The organism is Lysinibacillus sp. NPDC047702, from assembly GCF_050272555.1.
Lineage (GTDB): Bacteria > Bacillota > Bacilli > Bacillales_A > Planococcaceae > Lysinibacillus.
Map to the genome: position 1 here is coordinate 22,747 of NZ_JBNNMG010000042.1, position 23,830 is coordinate 46,576.

The 23,830-nt window shown below is 37.7% G+C and carries 25 protein-coding genes; 19 read left to right on the forward strand and 6 right to left on the reverse strand.

Annotation, left to right across the window (positions count from 1 at the left end; translation table 11 throughout):
* The first annotated feature begins 223 nt into the window (after positions 1-223).
* The 12 genes from polA to ACQKIM_RS18275 all read left to right on the forward strand — a co-directional run bounded on the left by polA (position 224) and on the right by ACQKIM_RS18275 (position 13,344).
* Entirely contained in the window at positions 224-2,851 is a 2,628-nt protein-coding gene (polA, locus tag ACQKIM_RS18220) for a DNA polymerase I (protein ID WP_427546479.1), read from the forward strand.
* 12 nt (positions 2,852-2,863) lie between these two features.
* The gene (gene mutM / locus ACQKIM_RS18225; protein ID WP_427546482.1) at positions 2,864-3,736 is read left to right on the forward strand and encodes a bifunctional DNA-formamidopyrimidine glycosylase/DNA-(apurinic or apyrimidinic site) lyase; all 873 of its coding nucleotides are present in this window, start codon (positions 2,864-2,866) and stop codon (positions 3,734-3,736) included.
* A 13-nt stretch (positions 3,737-3,749) separates the two neighbouring features.
* Positions 3,750-4,352, forward strand: coding sequence for a dephospho-CoA kinase (gene coaE / locus ACQKIM_RS18230; RefSeq protein ID WP_427546485.1), 603 nt, complete (start codon positions 3,750-3,752; stop codon positions 4,350-4,352).
* Between the two features lie 238 nt (positions 4,353-4,590).
* A complete protein-coding gene (locus ACQKIM_RS18235) occupies positions 4,591-5,613 on the forward strand; it encodes a glyceraldehyde-3-phosphate dehydrogenase (protein ID WP_427546488.1) in 1,023 nt (340 codons plus the stop codon).
* 237 nt (positions 5,614-5,850) lie between these two features.
* Positions 5,851-6,321, forward strand: a complete 471-nt coding sequence (nrdR, locus tag ACQKIM_RS18240; protein ID WP_427546491.1) for a transcriptional regulator NrdR — start codon at positions 5,851-5,853, stop codon at positions 6,319-6,321.
* 18 nt (positions 6,322-6,339) lie between these two features.
* Positions 6,340-7,707 (forward strand): replication initiation and membrane attachment family protein, encoded by a 1,368-nt coding sequence (locus ACQKIM_RS18245; protein WP_427546494.1) that lies wholly within the window; start codon positions 6,340-6,342, stop codon positions 7,705-7,707.
* Positions 7,708-7,731: 24 nt separating this feature from the next.
* Entirely contained in the window at positions 7,732-8,661 is a 930-nt protein-coding gene (dnaI, locus tag ACQKIM_RS18250) for a primosomal protein DnaI (protein WP_427546540.1), read from the forward strand.
* A 714-nt stretch (positions 8,662-9,375) separates the two neighbouring features.
* Positions 9,376-11,307: a threonine--tRNA ligase gene (gene thrS, locus ACQKIM_RS18255; protein WP_427546497.1), complete on the forward strand. Its 1,932-nt coding sequence runs from the start codon at positions 9,376-9,378 to the stop codon at positions 11,305-11,307.
* A 433-nt stretch (positions 11,308-11,740) separates the two neighbouring features.
* Entirely contained in the window at positions 11,741-12,244 is a 504-nt protein-coding gene (gene infC / locus ACQKIM_RS18260; RefSeq protein WP_427546500.1) for a translation initiation factor IF-3, read from the forward strand.
* A gap of 31 nt (positions 12,245-12,275) precedes the next feature.
* A complete protein-coding gene (gene rpmI / locus ACQKIM_RS18265; protein WP_283869127.1) occupies positions 12,276-12,476 on the forward strand; it encodes a 50S ribosomal protein L35 in 201 nt (66 codons plus the stop codon).
* A gap of 58 nt (positions 12,477-12,534) precedes the next feature.
* Positions 12,535-12,894, forward strand: coding sequence for a 50S ribosomal protein L20 (rplT, locus tag ACQKIM_RS18270; RefSeq protein WP_427546503.1), 360 nt, complete (start codon positions 12,535-12,537; stop codon positions 12,892-12,894).
* A 189-nt stretch (positions 12,895-13,083) separates the two neighbouring features.
* Complete coding sequence (locus ACQKIM_RS18275; RefSeq protein ID WP_427546505.1) at positions 13,084-13,344, forward strand: DUF1294 domain-containing protein; 261 nt, start codon at positions 13,084-13,086, stop codon at positions 13,342-13,344.
* 49 nt (positions 13,345-13,393) lie between these two features.
* Here the strand turns inward: ACQKIM_RS18275 and ACQKIM_RS18280 are convergent, their stop codons facing one another.
* On the reverse strand, positions 13,394-13,789 hold the full coding sequence (locus tag ACQKIM_RS18280) for a sigma-w pathway protein ysdB (RefSeq protein ID WP_427546507.1): 396 nt from the start codon (positions 13,787-13,789) through the stop codon (positions 13,394-13,396).
* Positions 13,790-13,891: 102 nt separating this feature from the next.
* Between ACQKIM_RS18280 and ACQKIM_RS18285 the strand changes: the two genes are divergently transcribed.
* A complete protein-coding gene (locus ACQKIM_RS18285; protein WP_427546509.1) occupies positions 13,892-14,377 on the forward strand; it encodes a dUTP diphosphatase in 486 nt (161 codons plus the stop codon).
* A gap of 94 nt (positions 14,378-14,471) precedes the next feature.
* The gene (locus ACQKIM_RS18290; protein ID WP_427546512.1) at positions 14,472-15,560 is read left to right on the forward strand and encodes a M42 family metallopeptidase; all 1,089 of its coding nucleotides are present in this window, start codon (positions 14,472-14,474) and stop codon (positions 15,558-15,560) included.
* A gap of 151 nt (positions 15,561-15,711) precedes the next feature.
* Here ACQKIM_RS18290 and ACQKIM_RS18295 read toward each other — a convergent pair whose 3' ends face one another.
* The 5 genes from ACQKIM_RS18295 to ACQKIM_RS18315 all read right to left on the reverse strand — a co-directional run bounded on the left by ACQKIM_RS18295 (position 15,712) and on the right by ACQKIM_RS18315 (position 18,224).
* Positions 15,712-16,017 (reverse strand): hypothetical protein, encoded by a 306-nt coding sequence (locus ACQKIM_RS18295; RefSeq protein WP_427546542.1) that lies wholly within the window; start codon positions 16,015-16,017, stop codon positions 15,712-15,714.
* Between the two features lie 43 nt (positions 16,018-16,060).
* A complete protein-coding gene (locus ACQKIM_RS18300) occupies positions 16,061-16,324 on the reverse strand; it encodes a hypothetical protein (protein ID WP_427546514.1) in 264 nt (87 codons plus the stop codon).
* 96 nt (positions 16,325-16,420) lie between these two features.
* Complete coding sequence (locus ACQKIM_RS18305) at positions 16,421-16,576, reverse strand: hypothetical protein (protein WP_427546517.1); 156 nt, start codon at positions 16,574-16,576, stop codon at positions 16,421-16,423.
* Between the two features lie 177 nt (positions 16,577-16,753).
* Positions 16,754-17,752 (reverse strand): serine hydrolase domain-containing protein, encoded by a 999-nt coding sequence (locus ACQKIM_RS18310; RefSeq protein ID WP_427546519.1) that lies wholly within the window; start codon positions 17,750-17,752, stop codon positions 16,754-16,756.
* Positions 17,753-17,774: 22 nt separating this feature from the next.
* Positions 17,775-18,224: a MarR family winged helix-turn-helix transcriptional regulator gene (locus ACQKIM_RS18315; RefSeq protein WP_427546522.1), complete on the reverse strand. Its 450-nt coding sequence runs from the start codon at positions 18,222-18,224 to the stop codon at positions 17,775-17,777.
* Between the two features lie 241 nt (positions 18,225-18,465).
* Here ACQKIM_RS18315 and argF point away from each other — a divergent pair, with 241 nt between their 5' ends.
* The 5 genes from argF (at position 18,466) to ACQKIM_RS18340 (ending at position 23,537) form a co-directional block, all read left to right on the forward strand.
* Complete coding sequence (gene argF, locus ACQKIM_RS18320) at positions 18,466-19,431, forward strand: ornithine carbamoyltransferase (protein WP_427546525.1); 966 nt, start codon at positions 18,466-18,468, stop codon at positions 19,429-19,431.
* A gap of 334 nt (positions 19,432-19,765) precedes the next feature.
* The gene (locus ACQKIM_RS18325; protein ID WP_427546528.1) at positions 19,766-20,665 is read left to right on the forward strand and encodes a LysR family transcriptional regulator; all 900 of its coding nucleotides are present in this window, start codon (positions 19,766-19,768) and stop codon (positions 20,663-20,665) included.
* A gap of 199 nt (positions 20,666-20,864) precedes the next feature.
* Positions 20,865-22,196 (forward strand): LLM class flavin-dependent oxidoreductase, encoded by a 1,332-nt coding sequence (locus ACQKIM_RS18330; RefSeq protein ID WP_427546531.1) that lies wholly within the window; start codon positions 20,865-20,867, stop codon positions 22,194-22,196.
* A gap of 44 nt (positions 22,197-22,240) precedes the next feature.
* Entirely contained in the window at positions 22,241-23,248 is a 1,008-nt protein-coding gene (locus ACQKIM_RS18335) for an LLM class flavin-dependent oxidoreductase (RefSeq protein WP_427546534.1), read from the forward strand.
* Positions 23,249-23,261: 13 nt separating this feature from the next.
* Positions 23,262-23,537 carry a glutaredoxin family protein gene (locus ACQKIM_RS18340; protein ID WP_427546537.1) on the forward strand — a complete coding sequence of 92 codons (276 nt, stop codon included), beginning with the start codon at positions 23,262-23,264 and terminating at the stop codon, positions 23,535-23,537.
* Positions 23,538-23,830: the final 293 nt, after the last annotated feature.

Genomic DNA, 23,830 nt, shown 5'->3' on the forward strand with positions numbered 1-23,830 from the left:
ATCGCCATGAGCGGTTGGCTTTTTTGCCTATGGGTAGCAATGCTGAAGGACTAGATAGCACTAAGAGTAATTGTTTAAAGTTACAATAAGCTTTTTTTGAGTGAAATGCATTGTTATTGTTGGCAAAATGGCTGTTTTCCCGATAAAGTAGAAGGAAGAGGCATTTTCAAACATACGTTTTCGTTTTACAATTAAGTAGAAGACAACGCAGGAGGATAAAATCATGACAAAGGAAAAATTACTATTATTGGACGGTAATAGTTTAGCGTATCGCGCGTTTTTTGCGTTGCCATTGTTAACGAATGATAGTGGCATTCATACTAATGCTGTGTACGGATTTACAACAATGCTACAAAGAATATTAGAGGAAGAACAGCCAACGAAAATATTGGTTGCTTTTGATGCTGGGAAAACAACATTCCGTCATGAAACCTTTACAGAATATAAAGGTGGACGTCAAAAGACACCACCAGAATTATCTGAGCAATTCCCTTATTTACGAAAGCTTATAGACGCATATGGTATTAAACAGTATGAGTTAGAGCTATATGAAGCGGATGATATAATAGGGACACTTGCTAAAGAAGCTTCATCACAGGATATCAATGTCATCATTGTTTCAGGAGATCGGGATTTAACACAGCTCGCTAGTGAGCAGGTAACTGTGTACATTACTAAAAAAGGTATCACTGAAATTGAGAAAAATACACCAGCTTTTATTGAAGAAAAATACGGTTTAACCCCTCAACAGATTATTGATATGAAAGGCTTAATGGGGGATGCTTCTGATAATATTCCTGGTGTACCCGGCGTCGGGGAAAAAACGGCTGTTAAATTGCTGAAAGAGCATGGTTCTGTAGAGTCGTTATATGCTGCGATGGATACATTGAAGGCTTCTAAAATGAAAGAAAAATTAGTAGCCAATGAAGATCAAGCAATCATGAGTAAAAAGCTTGCAACTATCTTTACAGATGCACCGATAGAGGTTGCACTTGCTGATCTTGCTTATACTGGTCCGAATGAAGAAGAGTTAATGAATGTTTGGCGGGAGCTTGGCTTTAAATCACTGCTAGATAAAAGTGACTTTTCTGTCCAAGAAGAAGAACAAGCACCATTTGACTATGAAGTTGTGCAGGAAGTAAAGCCAGAACACTTAAAGGATGTTATGGCAGTGCATTTGGAGCTGGAGGACGAGCATTATCATACATGTCAGCAACTTGGCATTGCTCTAACAGATGGGGCGAAACCAATTTATGTACCTTTTGATAAAGTAGCTAAATCTGATGTTCTTCGTCTATGGCTAGAAGATGCGACAAAAATAAAATATATGTCAGATTCTAAGGCAGCCCAAGCAGCATTAAGACGTGCGGGGATTCGTTTAGCGGGTATTGATTTTGATTTATTGCTTGCTTCTTATATCAATAATCCTGGATTAAGCGGAGATGATGTGGCAACACTTGCGAAGGAGCTTGGCTATCGTGATGTGCAGGCAAATGAAACCGTTTATGGTAAGGGAGCCAAGCGAGCTATACCTGACATTGATGCACTAGCCGAGCACGCTAGCCGCAAAGCCTTTGCTGTGTGGTCATTACAGCCTAAGCTTGAATCTTTGCTAAAGGAAAACGAACAATTTGAGTTATATAAAAACCTTGAACTCCCACTAGCTTCTATACTAGGTGAGATGGAAAGTGAAGGAATTACAGTTAATCGTGCGACGTTAGAAAAAATGGGACAAGAGCTTAATGACAAATTAGTTATTATTGAGCAAGAGATTTATGCGGAAGCTGGTGAAGCCTTTAATATTAATTCACCAAAGCAATTAGGCGTAATTTTATTTGATAAGCTTGGACTGCCAGTTATTAAAAAAACAAAAACAGGCTACTCAACGGCGGCAGATGTATTAGAAAAATTAAAATCGGAGCATGCGATTATTGAGCATATTCTTTTATATCGTCAGTTGGGTAAATTACAATCAACCTATATTGAAGGCTTGCTTAAAGAAATTCATCATGAGGATGGCAAGGTGCATACCCGCTTCCAGCAAGCATTAACGGCTACAGGACGTCTAAGCTCTACGGATCCAAATTTGCAAAACATTCCTATTCGTTTAGAGGAAGGGCGCAAAATCCGTCAAGCATTTGTACCATCAAAAGAGGGCTGGATACTGTTTTCTGCTGACTACTCGCAAATCGAATTACGTGTTCTGGCACATATGTCAGAAGACAAAAATCTTGTAGAGGCCTTCCGTGAAGGGATGGACGTTCATACACGTACTGCTATGGATGTATTCCATGTATCAGCAGATGAAGTTGATAGTAATATGCGTCGTGCAGCGAAGGCAGTTAACTTTGGGATTGTCTATGGAATCAGTGATTACGGCCTATCTCAAAACCTAGATATTACACGTAAGGAAGCAGCGACATTTATTGAAAAATATTTCGCAAGTTTCCCAGGTGTTAAACAGTATATGGATGATATTGTGCAGGATGCGAAGTTTAATGGTTATGTCACTACGATTTTAAATAGACGTCGATATTTACCTGATATCACGAGCTCCAATTTCAATATTCGAAGCTTTGCAGAGCGTACTGCCATGAATACACCTATTCAGGGAAGTGCTGCGGATATTATTAAAAAAGCAATGATTGATATGGATGCTCGCTTGAAAAAAGAGAATATGCAGGCAAAGCTTCTATTACAAGTGCATGATGAATTAATTTTTGAAGCACCTAAGGAAGAGATTGCATTGCTTGAAAAAATTGTTCCAGAGGTTATGGAGCAAGCCATAGAGCTCACAGTGCCGTTAAAAGTGGACTTTAACTATGGAGCAACTTGGTACGAAGCAAAATAAGGAGGGGTTCAAATGCCTGAATTACCAGAGGTTGAAGGTGTCGTCCAGGCATTAAAACCTAAAATTGAGGGACGCACAATCCAACAGGTGCAGCTATCTGAGGTGATTCGTTTTTCCTTTGGAGAAGGAAAACAATGTATTGTCAAGCAAGCTGAGCCTGATGCTTTTGAAATGTCCTTAACTCAAATGACCATTACAAAAATCGAGAGACGTGCAAAGTATATCTTTTTCCATATGCTGAAAGAGAATATACCTTATGTGCTTGTTAGTCATTTAGGGATGACAGGTGCATGGTTCGTGGTAAATTCGCCAGAGGAAATCAATGAAGCGAAATTTCAAAAGCATATACATGCAACTTTCCAAATGGCAGATGGCGGTTATTTAATTTATTCAGATATTCGTCGTTTTGGTGAACTTCGTTTTTTAGAAAAAATTGAAGACCATGTACCGTTAACAAAAATGGCACCAGAGCCATTTGATGAATTAGCTTGCGATTATTTTATTGCGCAATCAACATTACCGAAATATGAGAAAAAATCCGTAAAGGAAGTCATAATGGATGGACAGGTAATTTCAGGTTGTGGCAATATTTATGCAACTGAGGCATTATTTGCTCAAAGAATTCACCCAGCTCGCAAAATGAACCGTATTAGTGAAGAGCGTAAACGAGCACTATTTGAAGCGATTGTTACTGTTTTGCGCCAAAGCATTGACGCAGGAGGTTCAACGATTTCAGATTATCGTAATATTAATGGTGAGGCTGGAAGCATGCAGAATCGACTGCAAATGTATGGGAAGAAGATGTGTCCAGTGTGTGATACAGCAACGAGCCAAATGACGATTGGTGGGCGCACGTCTGTCTTTTGCCCAAATTGTCAACATTAAAGGGGATTAAGCGATGATTATCGGATTAACAGGAAGTATTGCGAGTGGAAAAAGTACTGTTGCGAAAATGATAACAGCTCTTGGTTTGCCAATTGTCGATGCAGATATTGTAGCACGCGATGTTGTGGAACCAGGAGCGGAGACACTAACATTAATCGCTGAGCAATTTGGACAAGATATTTTGCTGGAAGATGGCACTTTAAATCGTGTTAAACTTGGTGATATTATTTTCCATGAGCCTGCAAAGCGCAAAATTTTAAATGATATTATGCATCCAGCTATTCGTCAGGAAATGCTGCGCCAACGTGATGCCTATTTAGAGGCTGGTAACAAGTATGTAGTGATGGATATTCCACTCCTATTTGAAAGTAAGTTACAGCATTTCGTTGAGCGAATCATTGTGGTTTCTGTGAGTGAGGAAGTTCAGCTTCGTCGCTTAATGGAACGCAACAATTTGTCGAAAGAGGATGCATTAGCACGAATGCATTCACAGCTCCCGATGTCAGTGAAGGAAAAGGGAGCAGATGCAGTAATTTACAATAATGAAAATTTAGGACAGACAGAGGAGCAACTGAAAAAAATTCTTGCAAAATGGGACGTTTTAGAAGTGAATTAAAGTACCTGTAAATAAAGACATTTTTTCATTATTTGATGCGTAGCAAGCATATCTTGCTATGCATTTTTTATGTTTGCTTACGCCATAATAAGGACAAAATTTGACAAAATTATTTTTCAGAAAATAAGAACTTTAATATTATGAGTATATAATGTTCATCTTTTTTAAAATTGTGTTATACTAATCACCATAAAGTATATAATTAATATGAGTATGTACTCACAGGAGGATTTTATAAATGACAGTATCAATTGCTATTAATGGTTTCGGACGTATCGGACGTATGGTTTTCCGCCAAGCGATCGTACAAGAAGGTTTAAATATTGTTGCTATTAACGCGAGCTATCCAGCAGAAACGTTAGCACATTTGATTAAGTATGACACAAATCACGGAACATTTGAAGGTACGGTTGAACCAGCAGGAGATGCTTTAATTGTAAATGGTAAACGTGTTCAAATTATTAGCGAGCGTGACCCATTAAAATTACCATGGGCTACAATGGGTGTAGGTATTGTTATCGAAGCAACTGGTAAATTTAATGATCGTGAAAAAGCAGCGCTGCACTTAGAAGCAGGTGCAAAGAAAGTTATTTTAACAGCACCAGGTAAAAACGAGGACGTAACAATTGTTTTAGGTGTAAATGACGATAAACTTGATATTGCAAAACATGATGTTATTTCAAATGCTTCTTGTACAACAAACTGCTTAGCACCAGTTGCTAAAGTATTAAATGACACATTTGGTATTGATAATGGCTTAATGACAACTGTCCATGCCTATACAAATGACCAAAAGAACTTAGACAATCCACATAAAGATTTACGTCGTGCACGTGGTTGTGCGCAGTCAATCATTCCAACATCTACAGGCGCTGCAAAAGCATTAAAATTGGTATTACCAGAATTAGAAGGGAAAATTCATGGCATGTCACTTCGTGTTCCAACACCAAACGTATCTTTAGTGGACCTTGTAGTGGATTTAAACACAGATGTAACAGTAGATTCTGTCAATGCTGCATTTGTAAAGGCTGCTACTGAGGGACCAATGAAAGGGATTTTAAACTTCTCAGTTGAGCCTCTAGTATCTTCTGATTACAATACAACAACTTACTCTTCTACAGTTGATGGACTTTCGACAATGGTAATGGGTAGCCGCAAAGTAAAAGTACTTGCTTGGTACGACAATGAATGGGGTTATTCTGCACGTGTAGTAGATCTTGTGAAAAAAGTGGCAAACGCTTTAGAAACAGTTAACGCATAATAATTATACTGAGCACATTGAAATCCAAGTGGTTTCGATGTGCTTTTTTGTTAGAGTTATAGTTTCTTGGATTAGCTTTAAAAGGGGATTTCCTTTAAAAATTGTTGGCATCTATACTTGTACTTTCTGCTTTCAGGGTTTATCATGAGCACACTAGCGTGAATGCGCTTTTCTTACATGTGGGAAATTTGTTATAATAAGAATATTAAATTGTTGTGAAATCAGGAGAGTAATGATATGAGATGTCCATCTTGCCAATTTAACGGAACACGTGTAGTGGATTCGAGGCCAGTAGATGATAATAAAGAAATTCGTAGACGTCGTGAATGTGAGTCATGTGGCTTCCGCTTTACAACGTTTGAAAAAATTGAAGAGACACCACTTGTTGTTGTAAAAAAAGAAGGTTCACGTGAGGAGTTTAGCCGTGAGAAGGTACTTCGTGGGCTTATTCGTGCTTGTGAAAAACGTCCAGTTGCTCTAGATGTACTTGAGGGACTAGTATTATCGATTGAAAAAGACCTTCGTCGTATTGGTAATTCAGAAGTACGCTCTGAGGATGTTGGGGAAATGGTAATGGACCGCCTAGCGAAAATCGATGAGGTTGCTTATGTCCGCTTTGCATCGGTTTATCGTCAATTTAAGGATATCAATGTCTTTATTGAAGAAATTAAAGACATTATTCAGCGTCAGACAGAGCAAAAATCTTAAGAAATACAGAGAGGGTGAATGTCGTTGATTCATTTGTATAAGGAGTTGCAGCCTGCTGATTCTTTTGACATTCGTTTACCTCATGCATTATCTACACAGGAACGTCAATTAGTGACATTATTTTATCAGCCATTAACCGGAGCAGAGCCGATTAGCCTTTATTTAACACTTTGGGCAGAAGCCGAGCAAATACCATATCAGCAAATGACACATTATTATTTAATGAATGTTTTAGGGCTTCCGATAGGTAAAATATTCGAGGCACGAATAGCGCTTGAAGCGATTGGCTTATTACGTACATGGAAGAAAGAAAATGCGGGAGAGCGAAGCTTTTTATATGAACTGATACGTCCACTTGATGCAGATAGCTTTATGAAAGACCCGCTGTTATCCATGTTTTTATTTAGTAAAATAGGAGAGCAAGCTTATCGGAAACTGCGCCAGCGCTTTATAGCTCCTGCAAGAGATGCAGAATTTAAAGATATATCTCGTGCTTTTGTTGATGTTTATATGCCTGTAAATTCAAATATTCCAGATGACTTACAAGCTAGTAACAGCAGCAAGGATACTCATTCAAAAATATATCCATTTTATTTTGATCAGTTTGATTTTGAGCTTCTTAAAGCAGGGTTATCGGAGCAATTAGTGCCTGCCAGTTTGCTAACGCTTGAAGTACGTGAAAATATAGCGAAACTAGCATTCTTATATCACTTAACTGCACTGGATATGCAAAAAGTAGTGATTCTTGCTTTGGATGATGACTTAGGCATTTCACAGGAACGATTGCGTAAGGCCGCTGCAGATTTTTATAAGCTAACAGTATCAAAAGAACCGCCAAAGTTAGCTAGAGTCACTGAGCCATTAACTCTTAAAGAAGAAGGGCAAAAAACAAGGGATTCGGAGCTTCAGTATTATTTAGAGACGACTCCACCAGTACAAGTTTTACGGGATATAAATAATGGTAAAGAACCTTTACAAACTTCCGTGCAGCTTGCTGAAAATCTAATAGTTCAACATGGAATGCCAGTTGGCGTTGTTAACGCTCTTTTGGAATATGTTATGCTTACAACTGATATGAAGCTACCTAAAAAGTATGTGGAGACGATTGCCGATCATTGGGTACGCAAAAATATACAAACAGCTAAGGAAGCAATGGAGCTCGCACGTCAGGAGCATGATAAATACACTACTTGGAAAAACAAGCCACAAACAACAAGTAAAAGTAGCCAAAATGTCAAAGGACGTTCAGGAAAGCAACGCGAAGAGAAGGTACCCGAATGGTTTTACAAACGTAACGAGCAGCAAGAGGAAAGCACTTCAAGTACGATAGATTTTGAAAAAGAACGGCAAAAGATATTAGAAATGTTAGGGAAAAGTGATAAGTAGGGAGGGTGAACGACAATCGAACAAATTAATGGACCATTAAAAAGAGCAGTTAATGTACCGTCATTTCAAGAGCGTTACGAAGCGATGCGTCGAGAAATTTTGGAAAACCCTCGTGTGCAAGATTTTTTAGCAGCGCATGCAAAAGAGTTAAGCTATGATTCCATTGAGCGTAATTTACCGAAGCTTCATGAATTTATTAGTCAATCTACTGTTTGCTGTGGCTGTGACAATACGGATCATTGTACAAACTATTTAAAAGGTTTTATACCAACTTTACGTGTAGTTCGAAATACAGTTGAAATGGATTATGTGCGTTGTGAGCAAAAAATACGTGAGGATGAGCACCGGAATGTAGCCAATATGATTGCGAGTATGCATATGCCTAAAGATGTGCTCCAAGCAACAATTCAGGATTTAATGATTGACGACGAATCTCGCGTTATGATTGCACAAAAAGCGGCACAATTTGTCAAGACTTCAGTGGAATCAGGGAAGCTTCCCGCAAAGGGCTATTATTTATACGGAAAGTTTGGTGTAGGAAAATCCTTTGTATTGGGCGCCTTGGCTAATGAATTAGCCTCTATAAAAATCCGTTCAGTAGTTGTTTTTGTGCCTGAATTTTTACGAGAAATGAAAAATGCCATTGGCGATAATACATTGAATGAAAAAATAGACTATGTGAAAAAGGCACCCGTGCTTATGCTTGATGACTTAGGAGCCGAAACAATGACCGCTTGGACAAGGGATGAAATTTTGGGAACTATTTTCCATTATCGTATGGCAGAGCAATTACCAACATTTATAACTTCAAATTTTAATTATGATGAACTGGAACACCATTTAGCACAATCACAAAAAGGTGATATCGAAGTTGTCAAAGCAGGACGAATTATGGAACGTATAAAAGCTATAACGGAGCCAATTGAAATGCGCGGCAAAAATCGACGGATGTAAGATTGCCAGTTGCATTTTACGACAATCGAGCGTATACTGTCTCATATAATAATTAACTTCTTTCAGCAGGCTGTGCAAACACCCGCTGAAAGAAGTTAATGCCTCCGGCGGATGTCACGGAATCGGAAAGGAGTACTTTGTGCAATCACAAAGCCGATTCCAGATGCAATTATGCCGAGGCATAATTGATCTAAAAATGCATTGATGAGGATAAGAATTTTGTGTATCAACTTTTTAGAGAGGGAAGTCATTGGCTGTAAGCTTCCTAGTATGAGCACATCATTTACTACCTGCTGAGCAGCGAAAGGGATAATCTTTCGCCGGTCCCTAGCCCGTTAGCTAGCCTTGAGCTTCGTCTGACTATTTATAGAGTCGGAAGGAAGAAGGGTGGAACCACGAGCATACGCTTCGTCCCTTTTGTGAGGGACGGGGCTTTTTTATTTTTTAAGATTATCGTGCTTGAAAAAGAGGGATACTTGCTCAAGCTGAGTGAAAGATGTTCATTGTAGTGATGGTTCTGCTCAGTTTTAGGGAACGCTCAAAAAAGGTTAACCTCGCTCAAAATCGAGATAGAAGTTGCTTAATAAAAGCGTGGATATGCTCAAATCAGACCAATAGCCGCTCAAAAAGCAAACCCGCTTAATTCAGAGTCAAGAAGGCTCTGTTTCTCATCAATCATTATGTATTTTATAAAAACTGAGGAGTGCAAAGAAAATGTCAGAAATGATTAAATTAACTTTCCCAGATGGCGCTGTGAAGGAATTTGCAAAAGGTACATCTACTGATGATGTAGCATTATCAATCAGCCCAGGACTTCGTAAAAAAGCATATGCAGGTAAAGTAAATGGTGTCTTAGTTGATTTAAAAACACCAATTGAAGAAGATGCTACAATCGCAATTATTACACAGGATGATGAGGAAGCACTGGAAATCTTACGTCACTCTACTGCACACTTAACAGCACAAGCGATTAAACGTTTATTCCCAGATGTTAAACTTGGTATCGGTCCAGTTATTGAAGGTGGCTTCTACTACGATGTTGATGCACCAACTCCAATTACTGCTGAAGACCTACCAGCAATCGAAAAAGAAATGAAAAAAATTATCGCTGAAAACTTAGAGATCGAGCGCAAAAATGTTAGTCGTGCAGAAGCACAAGCAATCTATGAAAAAATTGGCGATGAATACAAATTAGAATTACTTGAAGCGATTCCAGCAGATGAGCAAGTTTCTATTTACCATCAAGGTGAATTCTTCGACCTTTGCCGAGGTATCCACGCACCATCGACTGGCAAACTTCGTGAGTTCAAACTTCTTTCATTAGCGGGTGCTTACTGGAGAGGTAACTCAGATAACAAGATGCTACAACGTATTTATGGTACAGCATTCTTTAAAAAAGAAGAATTAAAACATCACCTACAAATGCTTGAAGAAGCAAAAGAACGTGATCACCGTAAAATCGGTAAGGAATTAGAATTGTTCACTTTATCTCAAACAGTTGGTCAAGGTTTACCACTATGGTTGCCAAATGGTGCAACAATCCGTCGTATTATTGAGCGTTATATTGTAGATAAAGAAGTTCGTCTTGGCTACAAACATGTTTATACACCAGTTTTAGGTTCGAAAAAATTATATGAAACATCAGGCCACTGGGGACATTACCAAGATGACATGTTCCCACCAATGGAAATGGACAACGAAACATTAGTATTGCGACCAATGAACTGTCCACACCATATGATGGTTTATAAATCATCAATGCACTCTTATCGTCAGCTTCCTATTCGTATTGCTGAGTTAGGAACACAACATCGATATGAAAGTTCAGGTGGACTATCTGGTTTACAACGCGTACGCGGTATGACTTTAAATGATGCACATATTTTTGTACGTCCTGACCAAATTAAAGATGAATTTAAGCGTGTTGTGAATTTGATTCTTGAAGTGTATAAAGATTTTAATTTAAATGATTACAAGTTCCGTTTATCTTATCGTGATCCTGCAGACACTGAAAAATATTACGATGATGATCAAATGTGGGAAAAAGCACAAGGTATGTTAAAAGAAGCAATGGATGATCTTGGCTTAGATTATTACGAAGCTGAAGGCGAAGCAGCGTTCTATGGTCCAAAATTAGACGTACAAGTAAAAACAGCTATTGGTAAAGATGAAACATTATCGACTGTTCAGCTTGACTTTTTACAACCAGAACGCTTTGACCTAACATACGTTGGGGAAGATGGTAAACCACATCGTCCAGTAGTTATTCACCGTGGTGTAGTATCAACAATGGAACGTTTTGTTGCCTTCTTAATTGAAGAATATAAAGGTGCATTCCCAACTTGGTTAGCTCCTGTACAAGTAGAAGTCATTCCAGTATCGAATGAGGCACACTTCGACTATGCAAAACAAATTGAAGAGCAATTAACAGCGGCTGGTTTACGTGTGGAAATGGATGATCGTGAAGAAAAATTAGGCTATAAAATCCGTGAAGCGCAAATGAAAAAAATCCCATACATGCTTGTCATCGGTGACAAGGAAGTAGAGGCTAATGGTGTGAATGTACGACGTTACGGCTCTAAAGATTCAGAAACAATTAGCTTTGAGGATTTCTTAGCAAACATTAAAGCAGAAATTACAAAATAACATCTATATAGAAATGGCTGGGGAATTTTTATAGAAATGTCTTACCCATTACTATGAATTGCCCCAGCTAGTAACTTAGGTGTTTAGATTAAAAATGATTTGGCTATTTTATTAGCAATAAGCTAAATTAACATTTGACAGCTTATCCTATACATGCTAATATAATTAAGGTTAATGAATACAAAGTTTGTGGTTGAAGTAGAGGCTGCCCGCTTCTCACCTGATACAACGCTTTAAAAGCTGTGAACAGGTATGACACGTTGAATTGTTTTGCGCAGACTTGCGCATGCACATATAGCGGGCGGACATCTTCAAAGTGTCCGTCCTTTTTTTATGGACATGACAAGAGGATGTACCGTTCAACCGGGCAAGGCTTTGCCCAAACCATGTATTCGCGACAATTACTTGGAGGTGGATTACTATTAGCAAAGACATGTATGTAAACGAAGGCATTCGCGCACGTGAACTTCGATTAATCGATCACAATGGTGACCAGCTTGGTGTAAAGACACGTAATGAAGCGCTAGAAATCGCCGCTCGTGTAAACTTGGATCTTGTCCTTGTGGCCCCTCAAGCCAAGCCGCCAGTCGCTCGTATCATGGACTATGGTAAATTTAAATTTGAACAGCAAAAGAAAGACCGTGAAATTCGTAAAAATCAAAAGGTCATCGTTATGAAAGAGGTTCGCTTGAGCCCATCAATCGATGAGCATGATTTCCAAACGAAGTTACGTAATGCGATTAAATTCCTTGAAAAAGGCGATAAAGTTAAATGTAGCCTGCGTTTCAAAGGTCGTGCGATTACACATAAAGAAATTGGTCAACGTGTACTAGATCGCTTTGCTGAAGCTTGTGCTGAAGTATCGACGGTAGAACAAAAGCCGAAGATGGAAGGCCGAAGCATGTTCTTAGTTCTTCAACCAAAGAACGAGAAATAATATTAGACGAACAGTTTAGGAGGAATTCGACATGCCAAAAATGAAAACTCACCGTGGAGCTGCGAAACGTTTCAAAAAAACGGGTTCAGGTAAATTAAAATACGACCGTGCTTACGGAAGCCACTTATTCGCAAACAAATCTACGAAACAAAAACGTCACCTACGTAAAGCGAACATCGTTTCATCTGGTGATTTCAAACGTATTCGTTCATTACTTGTTTACATGAAATAATTTGACTACACAAAATAACTAACATTCATTTTTAAATGAAAAGCAGGAGGTAATTCATATGCCACGCGTAAAAGGCGGAACAGTGACGCGCAAACGTCGTAAAAAAGTTTTAAAATTAGCTAAAGGTTACTATGGTTCTAAACATACATTATACAAAGTTGCTAACCAAGCAGTAATGAAATCAGGTCAGTATGCATACCGTGACCGTCGTCAGAAAAAACGTGATTTCCGTAAATTATGGATCACTCGTATCAACGCAGCTGCTCGTATGAACGGTCTTTCTTACAGCCGTTTAATGCACGGTTTAAAAGTTGCTGGTATCGAAGTTAACCGTAAAATGTTAGCAGATCTAGCTGTAACTGATGCTGCAGCATTCACTCAATTAACAGATGCTGCAAAAAAAGCAGTCGCAAAATAATTAAGCGATATCATGCTTTTTACGTGATTGAAACGAAGCTACTCTCAGTTTAATTCTGTGACGAAAGCGAAGCGGCAGTCGCAAAAAAAGCAGTCGCAAAATAATATGTGATTTTTCAGGACTGATGGATTTATCCGTCAGTCTTTTTTATGTTAGATTAGTAATAAATCATTTGCAAAGGAGACTTCAATGGGACAAGCATTAGTAGCCTATATGGCAATTGTTTCTATAGTCCTGCTCATAATGATGGGCATGGATAAGTCCAAAGCGAAAAAGCAAGAGTGGCGAATTGCGGAACGTACGCTTTTTACGCTGGCGATTGCTGGAGGTGCAGTAGGAGGCGTGTTGGGGATGTATTTATTTCGTCATAAAACACGCCATAACAGCTTTGCTTTTGGCTTCCCACTGTTAGCCGCTGTTCAAGTTTTTATCGTTGTACAGCTTTGGTGAAATTGAGGAGGCATTTCAACGAAATCATACGATAATTAAAAACACATCCTCATGATGAGGATGTGTTCCGCATAAGCTGTTCAATGGGCTGCTTCCAATTAATTTTTGCGCTTGGATAGTTCAATAGAATTTCTTGCTGTAAATATTCAAAATCACTTTTTTTAAAGCCCTGCAGAGTCGCAGCATCACGGGCACCAACGAAAATTGTCACAACCTCAAAGGCTTCTTCAGTTGTACCAAGATATTTTTCACCTTCAAAAAGTGCACCCTTATAGGAAATAAAGAAATTTTTTCGGACATTTTTAACATCATCGTAAAAATAATATTGGCCTTTTTCATAGGCTTCATCAAGTTTTCGCTTAGGATCGGTTATATAACGAATCGCTTTGTAAAATACATAGATTATAAGCGCAATTACAGCAAGTCGAATTAGTAACGGCAACATGTTTCATTTCCCCCTTGAAGAAAGGTTATTCTTCCCTATACGATTGAAGAGGGAAATTAGTTTCACTTTTTATAAATTATTTTAGAAATTTAGGAGAAAAAAATGAATTTACAACAATTGTTTAAAATGCAGAAAGAGCTTGATGATTTTATCGAAAAAACGCAAAAAATTGAGCAGGATGTTTTTAAAGAAAAAGGTTTAGCATTAATGGTTGAATTAGCAGAACTAGCTAATGAAACACGCTGCTTTAAATTCTGGAGTACAAAAGGGCCATCAGAGCGTGCTGTCATTTTAGAGGAGTATGTGGATTCGATTCATTTTATATTATCCCTCGGTCTACTCAAGGGTTACACAACGCTAGAAAAATGGCCAGTAATTGAAGATAAGCAAGATTTAACAGAAATTTTCTTAATGACACAGGACTATATTTTAACCTTTATTCATCAGCCAACTGAGGATAGATATTTAACAATTTGGCAATGCTATGGTTTACTTGCGTATAATTTAGGCTTTACGTTTGAGGACGTTGTGGCAGCGTATATAGAAAAGAATGAAGAAAATTATAATCGCCAGCGTTCAGGATATTAATGTGAGAAATACATCAATTTTCACACGATTATACTAGGAATATTTCGGTAAACGAAGTATAATAGAGAAGATTTCAGAAGTAGGAGGCAAAAGGATGACACAGCTAGATCCAACATTACAAATGTTTAAAGATTTAACGGATGCGAATGGAATTGCAGGGAATGAACGTGCACCACGTGAGGTCATGAAAAAATACATTGCACCATACGCAGACTCAGTAGAAACAGATAACTTAGGAAGTGTTATCGCAAAAAAAGTGGGCGATGAAAATGGTCCGAAAATTATGGTGGCAGGGCATTTAGATGAAGTTGGCTTCATGATTACACAAATCGATGATAAAGGGTTTATCAAATTCCAAACTGTAGGTGGCTGGTGGAGCCAGGTAATGCTTGCACAGCGTGTTACAATTACAACGCGAAAAGGCGATGAAATTATCGGGGTAATTGGTTCAAAGCCACCTCATATTTTACCAGCAGATGTACGAAACAAAGTAGTAGACATTAAAGATATGTTTATTGATGTGGGTGCAGCCTCAAAGGAAGAAGTGCTTGAATGGGGCGTTCGTCCTGGTGACATGGTAACACCTTATTTTGAATTTAATGTCATGAAAAACGACAAATATCTTTTAGCAAAGGCTTGGGATAATCGTATTGGCTGTGCTATTGCTATTGATGTTATGAAAGCGTTACAAAATGAAAAACATCCTAACATCCTATACTCTGTAGGGAACGTACAAGAGGAAGTCGGCCTACGCGGTGCGAAAACGGCGACTCATAAAATCCAACCTGATATTGGCTTTGCTGTCGATGTAGGTGTAGCTGGAGACACGCCAGGGGTAACAGCGAAGGAGTCAACAAGTAAAATGGGCGCTGGTCCACAAATCGTTGTCTATGATGCATCAATGGTATCTCACCGTGGCTTACGCGAATTTGTATTAGATGTCGCAGATGAGCATAATATTCCATATCAATTCGAAGCAATGGCTGGTGGCGGTACAGACGCTGGCTCTATCCATGTAACAGCAAATGGTATACCTGCACTATCAATCGGTATTGCTACACGCTACATCCACTCACATGCAGGTATTTTACAACGTGATGATTATGATAATGCTGTAAAACTAATGGTGGAAGTTATTAAAAAATTAGATCGTGATGCTGTGAATAAAATTATTTTTGATTAATTCTTAATGAGGTCTTCTAACAAATAGTTGGAAGGCTTTTTTACTCGATTTCAAGAGCAATGATTGTTACAGAGTTAATTGTGAAAGTATAAAAAAAGACTTGAGATTATGAAAATTAATTATTAAGTGTCCTATTAAGGAATATAAACTCTTATGAACACCTTTCCTCTTTGTTTCCATAAACTTCATAAGCAAAATATCCAAGTAGTAGGCCTATCCCGGAGCCAAAACTTAGTGTAGACAATAAGGAAATTGAGAAAAACATGCTAAGAATCAAACCGATTAAACAACCAAAAAGCATTCCTAATGGCATTAAACTATTTAATAAAATTTGAGCATTTTTTGATTTTTTCTTACTTAACTTTCCCTGCTTATGTTTATGTTCGAGCCTTTTAACAACAAAGACCGAAATACCTCCGATAATTGCAATGGGGAGAACAATACCTACAAGCTCCATGAAAAACTTCATACTGTAATCTCCTTTCATTTATTCCTATATCTTAGTAAGGGGGAATTCTGGGTACAACTCTATTATTGTATTGTTTTTTCCATTTATATGGGATATTTGCCCAATCATACAACAGTGCAAATAGAAATATTAAAATTGTGATTGATATAGTTTCTCCCCACTTAATGTCATTTTGAATAATTAGTTTCCATCCAATTGTTAATATGAAAAATAACAACGCAAATCGAATGTTTTTCTTTATCATACATACATTACCTTCATTTCGTTTTTTATCTACCGTTTTGTTTACTAACATAAAAACGGCTCCTTTGTTAAAGTGTAGCGAATTTATGAGGGAGTATCTACATATAACAAATGATATTGACTTTTACCACTGGCAATAATTACCCTGTTATTCAGTTCGCTTGATTGTTTTCATAATCATTAAGCAGATAATACTTGTAGATGCAACTACATACCATACTGTTTTAGATAAGTTTCCCCAAGAGTTAACCATTGCAATAAAAATCATGATTAGTAAAAGAGCATAAACTAAATAACTACGCATACATTAACCTCCAAAATTACCCTTTTTAAAAATGATTGTAAATTATAATTTATAGAAATCATAACATAATGGAGTATTAATTGGAAGATAAGTGGGAAATGAACGAGTATTGAACGCGTAGCTATAACTAAAAGAATAGGGTATTCCTTTATCCATTCAAGAAACACCCCATTTTCTTTATAAAGATTTTTGTAAAAGCTGTAAAATATCTTTCCCCATATGAACAGGATTTGTTGTTAATATAGAGGATCGATAATTGGATAGAATCACGACACCTGCTTGCTGTTTTTTATCAAATCCTAGATAACTAGAGAAGCCTTTCGTTGATCCGTTATGCCAAATAATATCGTCTTCAAGTAGCCATCCCAATCCGATGCTTACATCTTTTGAAATAGTTTTAGTAGCATGGTGTGTTAATTGATAGCCTGCATTTTGTTCGCTTACATGTATTTTTATAAATTTTAATAAATCATCTACAGTTGATCGTATAGCGCCCGCTGCCATAAATTCATTCATTTGAAGTGGTGGCTTATAATGTCCTCGAATAGAGTATCCCTGTAACAGGGTATCTTCTTTAGAGGATGGGATAGAAATAAAGGTGTTTGTTAAATTTAATGGCTCTACGATTCTACGTGTAATAGCTGTTTCAAAGTCCGTATGAAGTTCATTTGCTAATAAATAACCTAGAAGACCCATTCCCACATTAGAATACCTAAACCTAGCTTTAGGCTCATGTGTATGGGTTTTAAAATAATGTATTGTCTCATCCAATGAATAGGAACAAAATGGGTCACGAGGTGTTTGGTTATCAAAAAGATTATAGATGTTCTTTAGTACACCTATTCCTGGTAGACCAGATGTGTGATTTGCTAGATGCTTCAAAGTTATGGGATGATTATCTGGAATTGCAGAAAAATATTTACCAATTGAGTCATCTACCTTCACGATTCCTTCCTCAATCATTTCGCCAAGCATTGATGTTGTCAAAACCTTAGAGATTGACCCGATTTCATAGATATAGGGCTTTTTATCATATGTGACATTTGAGCCATTGAACATAAAAGTAGCGTCTTGGTCACGATAAAAAACACCTATGGATAAAGCTATATTCGGGCGGGATTTTATGTAAGGATAAGCAATTTTAAAGATATCCTTTTTTAAATCAGTTAAATCCACAAATATTCCTCCTTTTCACTCGCTAAATTTTTTCCTGCGCCTTCGAGATAATAGCGTGTAGTTTCATCAATATTTCTTTTAAATGTAGCAAATCCTCTTTTGGGAGCTGTGAATAGTATTTATCGATAATGGCAAGCTCGATTTCTTCCTGCTTCTGAAAATAATGATGACCCCGCGTATCCAACTCAATAATAATTTCTCTACGATCCTTTTTACTTATGGTTCTTTTAATAAAGCTTTCCTGCTCTAATCTGCCAATTAATTGACTAACAGCACTAGCAGATGTCCCCATCAGCTTTGCTAATTCAAAGGTCTGCAAGGGACCATGTGTCTGAAGAAGACTTAAAAATAGTGCTTGCTTTGTAGTTAATGTTTCGTCTAACAAGGTGGAGAACTCCTCTGTTAACATCACATTTGTTTCATATTCTACTTGGTTAAGCTCTCTCACAAGTTGTATAAGCTCATTCTCCATTTTTTTCACCACCTAAATAGTTAATATGTATTAATTATAAATGTATATTAATAATATGGCAAAGACCTTTAGAATGAAATGATTGAAAAATAGAAATATGCATAAATATTCGATGTGACGCATTTTAGACACATTTAATTGTAGATTTCTAATTTTAAAAAATAAACATAAAAATTCAGTTGATTTTATATTTATGCATGCTATACTTATTTTAACAGCAACAGAACAAGGAGCGAAGGCTATGAAATTACTTGAGGAAGTACAGTTAAAGTTAGTATCTAGCTTAAAGGGAAAAGACCTACTAACTTTGTTAGACTATACAAGTGAAGAGGTTCAGCAGCTAATTGAATTAGCAACACAGCTGAAAATCATTACAAAAGAAGGGAAATGTCCGAAGCTATTAGAAGGTAAAACACTCGGCATGATCTTTGAAAAACATTCAACTCGTACACGTATTTCATTTGAAGTAGGCATGAATCAATTGGGCGGAAAAGGTATGTTTATGCATGCGCGTGATTTACAAATTGGACGTGGCGAATCAATCTATGATACAGCACATGTGCTATCGGGCTATCTAGATGGTATTATGATTCGCGCAAATTCCCACGCTATGGTGAAGGAGCTTGCTGAGCATGCAGCTATACCAGTTATTAATGGACTAACAGATATTTATCACCCATGTCAGGCATTAGCGGATTTAGAAACAATCGCTGAAAATAAAGGTGAACTAAAAGGACTTAAAATTGCATATGTTGGAGATGGCAACAACGTGGCGCACTCATTAGTAGTCGCTTCTGCACATGTAGGAATGAACGTGGCAGTGGCAACGCCAGTTGGCTATGAATGTGATACAGAGGTTATCGCAAAGGCACAAGCCATCGCAACAGCAAATGGCAGTACAATTATAATCACGAATGATCCAGTAGAAGCGGTATTAAACGCGGACGTTGTATATGCAGATGTTTGGACATCCATGGGACAAGAAGAAGAAGCTGCAAAACGTCTTCAAGACTTTGCAGGTTATCAAATTAATGATGAACTTGTTTCCTATGCAAAGCCAAATTATATGTTCTTACACTGCTTACCTGCACATCGAGAAGAAGAAGTAGCGACATCTGTTATTGATGGCCCTAATTCTTATATCTTTGAGCAAGCAGAAAATAGACTACATGCACAAAAAGCAGTACTCGCATCTATTTTAGCTTAATTTTTGACATATGCTTCTCGGGTTGAGAAGTACTATATATACAGAGTTCATATTGATAACAGAGGGTGTCAATGTGAATAACATAACAGTGGTGCACAGACAGAGGGATGTAAGCCACACGCGATGTACGTTGTCAAGATGGATGGCCACATCGCTACATAGTAAAGTAACCTGGGAGACGCTGGGTTACTTTTTTGTTATGTTATTTTTGTGCGTATACTTGTATAATCATAAATCAAACTACTATATTACCTAGTTTTCCAATTTTATTTATAGAGAATAAAAGCATTTATCTATATAATAGGATAAATAAGTAATTAGGGGAGGGCTTTAGGTGAATATTGATCATATCGAGGCATTTTTATATGTCGTGCATTATAAAAGTATCCATAAGGCTGCTAATGCGTTATTTTTATCTCAGCCAACTGTAACAGCTCGCATTAAATCATTAGAAAGAGAGCTGAATGTTGAATTATTTCATCGAGATGGGCGCAGTGTAATTTTATCAGATAAGGGCAAGGATTTTTTACCATTCGCCACACAAATTGTGCAAACCTTTCAGCAGGGAAAGAAGCAATTAGAGGAAACTCAGGAGACTGACGAAGTATGTATTGGCACTAATGGGGTGACAGCACAATATTTTTTAGCATATGCATTGCCTAAATGGAAGGAAAGTTTTCCGTATTTACGCTTTCAGATTGTTACAGGGTCAACAAATATGATTTTAGAAAAGCTGCAAAGTCATCAAATCCACTTTGGTCTTATCCAATATGTGCATCGAGAAGGGATTGGCAATGAGTTATTATTAAGTAATGCTGTTAAACTCGTGATGCATCGAGAACATTCTTTTCAACAGAATCCGCTAATTAAAGTAAAGGAACTAGCTCGGCAAAAAATGGTGTTTTTTGAATGTGGGGCCTTTGATTGGAATTATGTCCATAAGATATTTGAGGTAGAGGGTGTCACTGCAAATATTGAAGTGCGTACAGATCATTTAGAAGTAGCGAAAGAATTTATTCGTACGAAAGGATATATGAGTTTTTTACCACATCTCTGTGTAAAAAAGGAGCTTGAAAGTGGGGAGTTTGTGGAGATTGATGTCAAGCACTTACTGGATATGAATCAACACATTTTTTTAACATATAACAATAAGGATACACTGGCTCCTGCCTTTTGGGAAAAGGTAGTGGAAACTGCTGAGCAATTTGAAAGCAGCTATGAAAAAGTAGATTGATAAAATATTTTATCAAACAGTAAATTTTTTTCTATTATGTAGCCTATTGCATATTGCAGCAATGAGCTGTAATATCTTCCTCAATCCTATTTTATTTATGCATAATCAAGAGGAGTCATAAATGAAATATTATTTTTTTAAACAAAAACATACTTAACCACTATGTTTAGTAAAAATAAAATTCAAGGAGGAAATGAATATGGTGAGACAGGACAAAATTCGATTTGGAGCAATTATTCACGGTGTAGGTGGCAATATTTCAGGCTGGCGTCATCCAAAGGTAGCAAGTAATCAAAGTGTAAGCTTACCGTTTTATATCCAGCAGGCACAAAAGGCAGAGCAAGGAAAATTTGATGTAGTGTTTATTGCAGATGGTTTGTTCATCAACGAAAAATCCATTCCTCATTTTTTAAATCGCTTTGAGCCACTAACGATTTTATCGGCATTAGCAGTAGCGACAAAAAACATTGGGCTAGTCGGCACAGTATCTACCTCCTATAGTGAGCCTTTTACAGTTGCACGTCAATTTGCCTCATTGGATCATATAAGTGGGGGACGTGCTGGATGGAATGTAGTGACAACGCCATTAGAAAGCACTGCCTTGAACTACAATAAAACACTAAAACAGCATCCTAGTCACGCAGAGCGCTATCAAATTGCTGAAGAATATTTAGAAGTGACAAAGGGCTTATGGGATTCATGGGATGACGATGCTTTTATTGCGGATGTAGAGCAGGATGTGTTTTTTGATCCAGATAAACTACATACCTTAGATCATAAGGGACAATATTTTACTGTACAGGGACCACTTAATATTGCGCGTTCTAAGCAAGGTCAGCCTGTTATTTTTCAAGCAGGCTCGTCTGATGCAGGTATCCGTTTAGCAGCAAAGGATGCAGATGCGATTTTTACACATGGTGCATCTTTAGAAGAAGCACAGAAATTTTATCAAAGGGTAAAAACAGAAGCTGCCGCCTTTGGACGTGATCAACAGGAAATTAAAATTTTCCCAGGAATATCTCCAATTATTGGTGAAACATTGGAGGAGGCTGAAGCTAAATATCAGGAAATTGTTGAGCTGGTTTCCATAGAACGTGCACTTGCATATTTAGGACGATACTTTGATCATCATGATTTTACACAATATGATGTGGATGCCCCATTCCCAGAGCTTGGTGATATAGGAGCTAATAGCTTTAGAAGTACGACTGATTATATAAAAAAATATGCCAAACAAGAAGGACTGACATTACGACAGGTTGCTTTACGGGAGGCAACACCGAAAACAGCTTTCTTTGGAACAGCAGAGCAAGTCGCTGATTTAGTGCATGAATGGTTTGAAAAAGAAGCAGCGGATGGCTTTATTATTGCTGTAACTGTACCTGGTGCACTTGACGATTTTGTAGATAAGGTTGTACCAATTTTACAAGCAAGAGGGCTTTACCGTGAAGAATATGAGGCGGATACATTACGTGGTAATTTAGGTTTACCGTTTAAGGAAAGCCGCTATGTCAAACACATTGTCTCTTAAAACCCAGTAAATTTATTTGAATAAAAAGATTAAGGAGGTAATGTATGAGCTATTCATTAGGCATATTAGATCAAAGTCCAATTATCGAGGGTGCAACAAACGAACAGACCTTGCAAAAAACAGTGGCACTTGCACAAAAAGCTGAGCAATTGGGCTACTCACGCTTTTGGGTATCAGAGCACCATAATACAGATTCTTTAGCAGGAACATCTCCTGAGGTATTAGTATCTTATTTACTAGCTAAAACAAAATCAATCAACATTGGATCGGGTGGGGTTATGCTACAGCATTATAGTCCCTATAAAGTAGCGGAAAATTTCCACGTACTAGCATCCTTGGAGCCAGGGAGAGTAGATTTGGGTATTGGGAAAGCACCTGGAGGATTACCGCTTTCTACAAAGGCCCTCCAATATGGCACGCTCAATCAAGGGGAAGATTTTGAAGAGAGACTAACATTTTTACAGCAATTAATTGAGCAATCAATACCAGAAGAGCACGAATTATCTGGTATACAAGCAACGCCGATTCCGAAGACAAAGCCAACATTATTTTTACTCGGTGCTAGTCCAGAAAGTGCTGCACTTGCAGGTAAACTAGGAATTGCATTCGTCTTTGCTCGATTTATTAATAGTGACAATAGTGTTTTGGCACAAGCAGCTAAAACCTATCGTAGTCACCACCCAAACGGCCATTTTGCGATTTCGATTGCTGCACTTGCTGCCCCAAGCAACGAGGAGGCGAAAGAGCTAGTTGGTGATCAAAAAATTACAAAGGTGCATTTAGCAAGTGGCAGAAGCCTGACGCTACAATCAGTAGAGCTAGCAGAGAAATTTGGTCAGGAATCTGGAGAGGAATATACAGTTGAGCAGTATGAGGCCGATATTTTATACGGTACATCAGAAGAAATTAAAGCTATTTTAGATGACTATCATGTGCAATATCAAATCGATGAATTTATTTTGCATACGCCTGTCTTAAAGGATTTTGAGCGTGAGCGATCTTTTGAGTTATTGGGTCCAGTACATTTACAGCAAAAAGAAGCAGTAAGCTGAGGAGGAAAACATCATGACAAAAAATAGAGATGTAATAGTTTGGTCGAAGCAGGGTTGTAGTTACTGTAATGAGGTAAAAACGTATTTACAAGAGGAGGGTGTACCTTACAAAACAGTGGATGTAACGCATAATGATGCTTTCCGTGATATTCTTGATACAAAATATGGAATTCGTTATGTACCCGTTGTAGAAATTGGTTCAAGTGAAGATGGTATCTATCAAGCCGTTACAGAACTTGGTCTTGAGCATTTAAAGGCTGCACTAGTAGGAGAAAAAATACAGTCATAAACGCAATATAGAAATGGGGTGTATAAATAATAAAATTAATTGTTAATCGTGGTATAGTAGCACTATTTGTACTACTGGGCGCCCTTTTTTCAGTTTTTTCAATCAATTATTTTTTACCCACAGATATTGTTAGACAATTACTTGCAACTTGTTCTAACAGTTGCAAGTCATAGTGTTGAAAAACTAAATGGTCAAGGTACTCTTTGTGAACACTCCTAAGTCAAATGAAGGTGATCTCCGTTCCAGGCTACTCGCTTTGCCGCTGACGCTTCGCTTTCGCGCAGAGCAAGGCT

Bases quoted from the DNA above. Each gene is read 5' to 3' on its own strand.
- polA (WP_427546479.1), top strand. From the start codon at position 224: ATGACAAAGGAAAAATTACTATTATTGGACGGTAATAGTTTAGCGTAT.
- mutM (WP_427546482.1), top strand. From the start codon at position 2,864: ATGCCTGAATTACCAGAGGTTGAAGGTGTCGTCCAGGCATTAAAACCT.
- coaE (WP_427546485.1), top strand. From the start codon at position 3,750: ATGATTATCGGATTAACAGGAAGTATTGCGAGTGGAAAAAGTACTGTT.
- ACQKIM_RS18235 (WP_427546488.1), top strand. From the start codon at position 4,591: ATGACAGTATCAATTGCTATTAATGGTTTCGGACGTATCGGACGTATG.
- nrdR (WP_427546491.1), top strand. From the start codon at position 5,851: ATGAGATGTCCATCTTGCCAATTTAACGGAACACGTGTAGTGGATTCG.
- ACQKIM_RS18245 (WP_427546494.1), top strand. From the start codon at position 6,340: ATGTCGTTGATTCATTTGTATAAGGAGTTGCAGCCTGCTGATTCTTTT.
- thrS (WP_427546497.1), top strand. From the start codon at position 9,376: ATGTCAGAAATGATTAAATTAACTTTCCCAGATGGCGCTGTGAAGGAA.
- infC (WP_427546500.1), top strand. From the start codon at position 11,741: ATGTATGTAAACGAAGGCATTCGCGCACGTGAACTTCGATTAATCGAT.
- rpmI (WP_283869127.1), top strand. From the start codon at position 12,276: ATGCCAAAAATGAAAACTCACCGTGGAGCTGCGAAACGTTTCAAAAAA.
- rplT (WP_427546503.1), top strand. From the start codon at position 12,535: ATGCCACGCGTAAAAGGCGGAACAGTGACGCGCAAACGTCGTAAAAAA.
- ACQKIM_RS18275 (WP_427546505.1), top strand. From the start codon at position 13,084: ATGGGACAAGCATTAGTAGCCTATATGGCAATTGTTTCTATAGTCCTG.
- ACQKIM_RS18280 (WP_427546507.1), bottom strand. From the start codon at position 13,789: ATGTTGCCGTTACTAATTCGACTTGCTGTAATTGCGCTTATAATCTAT.
- ACQKIM_RS18285 (WP_427546509.1), top strand. From the start codon at position 13,892: ATGAATTTACAACAATTGTTTAAAATGCAGAAAGAGCTTGATGATTTT.
- ACQKIM_RS18290 (WP_427546512.1), top strand. From the start codon at position 14,472: ATGACACAGCTAGATCCAACATTACAAATGTTTAAAGATTTAACGGAT.
- ACQKIM_RS18295 (WP_427546542.1), bottom strand. From the start codon at position 16,017: ATGGAGCTTGTAGGTATTGTTCTCCCCATTGCAATTATCGGAGGTATT.
- ACQKIM_RS18300 (WP_427546514.1), bottom strand. From the start codon at position 16,324: ATGTTAGTAAACAAAACGGTAGATAAAAAACGAAATGAAGGTAATGTA.
- ACQKIM_RS18305 (WP_427546517.1), bottom strand. From the start codon at position 16,576: ATGCGTAGTTATTTAGTTTATGCTCTTTTACTAATCATGATTTTTATT.
- ACQKIM_RS18315 (WP_427546522.1), bottom strand. From the start codon at position 18,224: ATGGAGAATGAGCTTATACAACTTGTGAGAGAGCTTAACCAAGTAGAA.
- argF (WP_427546525.1), top strand. From the start codon at position 18,466: ATGAAATTACTTGAGGAAGTACAGTTAAAGTTAGTATCTAGCTTAAAG.
- ACQKIM_RS18330 (WP_427546531.1), top strand. From the start codon at position 20,865: ATGGTGAGACAGGACAAAATTCGATTTGGAGCAATTATTCACGGTGTA.
- ACQKIM_RS18335 (WP_427546534.1), top strand. From the start codon at position 22,241: ATGAGCTATTCATTAGGCATATTAGATCAAAGTCCAATTATCGAGGGT.
- ACQKIM_RS18340 (WP_427546537.1), top strand. From the start codon at position 23,262: ATGACAAAAAATAGAGATGTAATAGTTTGGTCGAAGCAGGGTTGTAGT.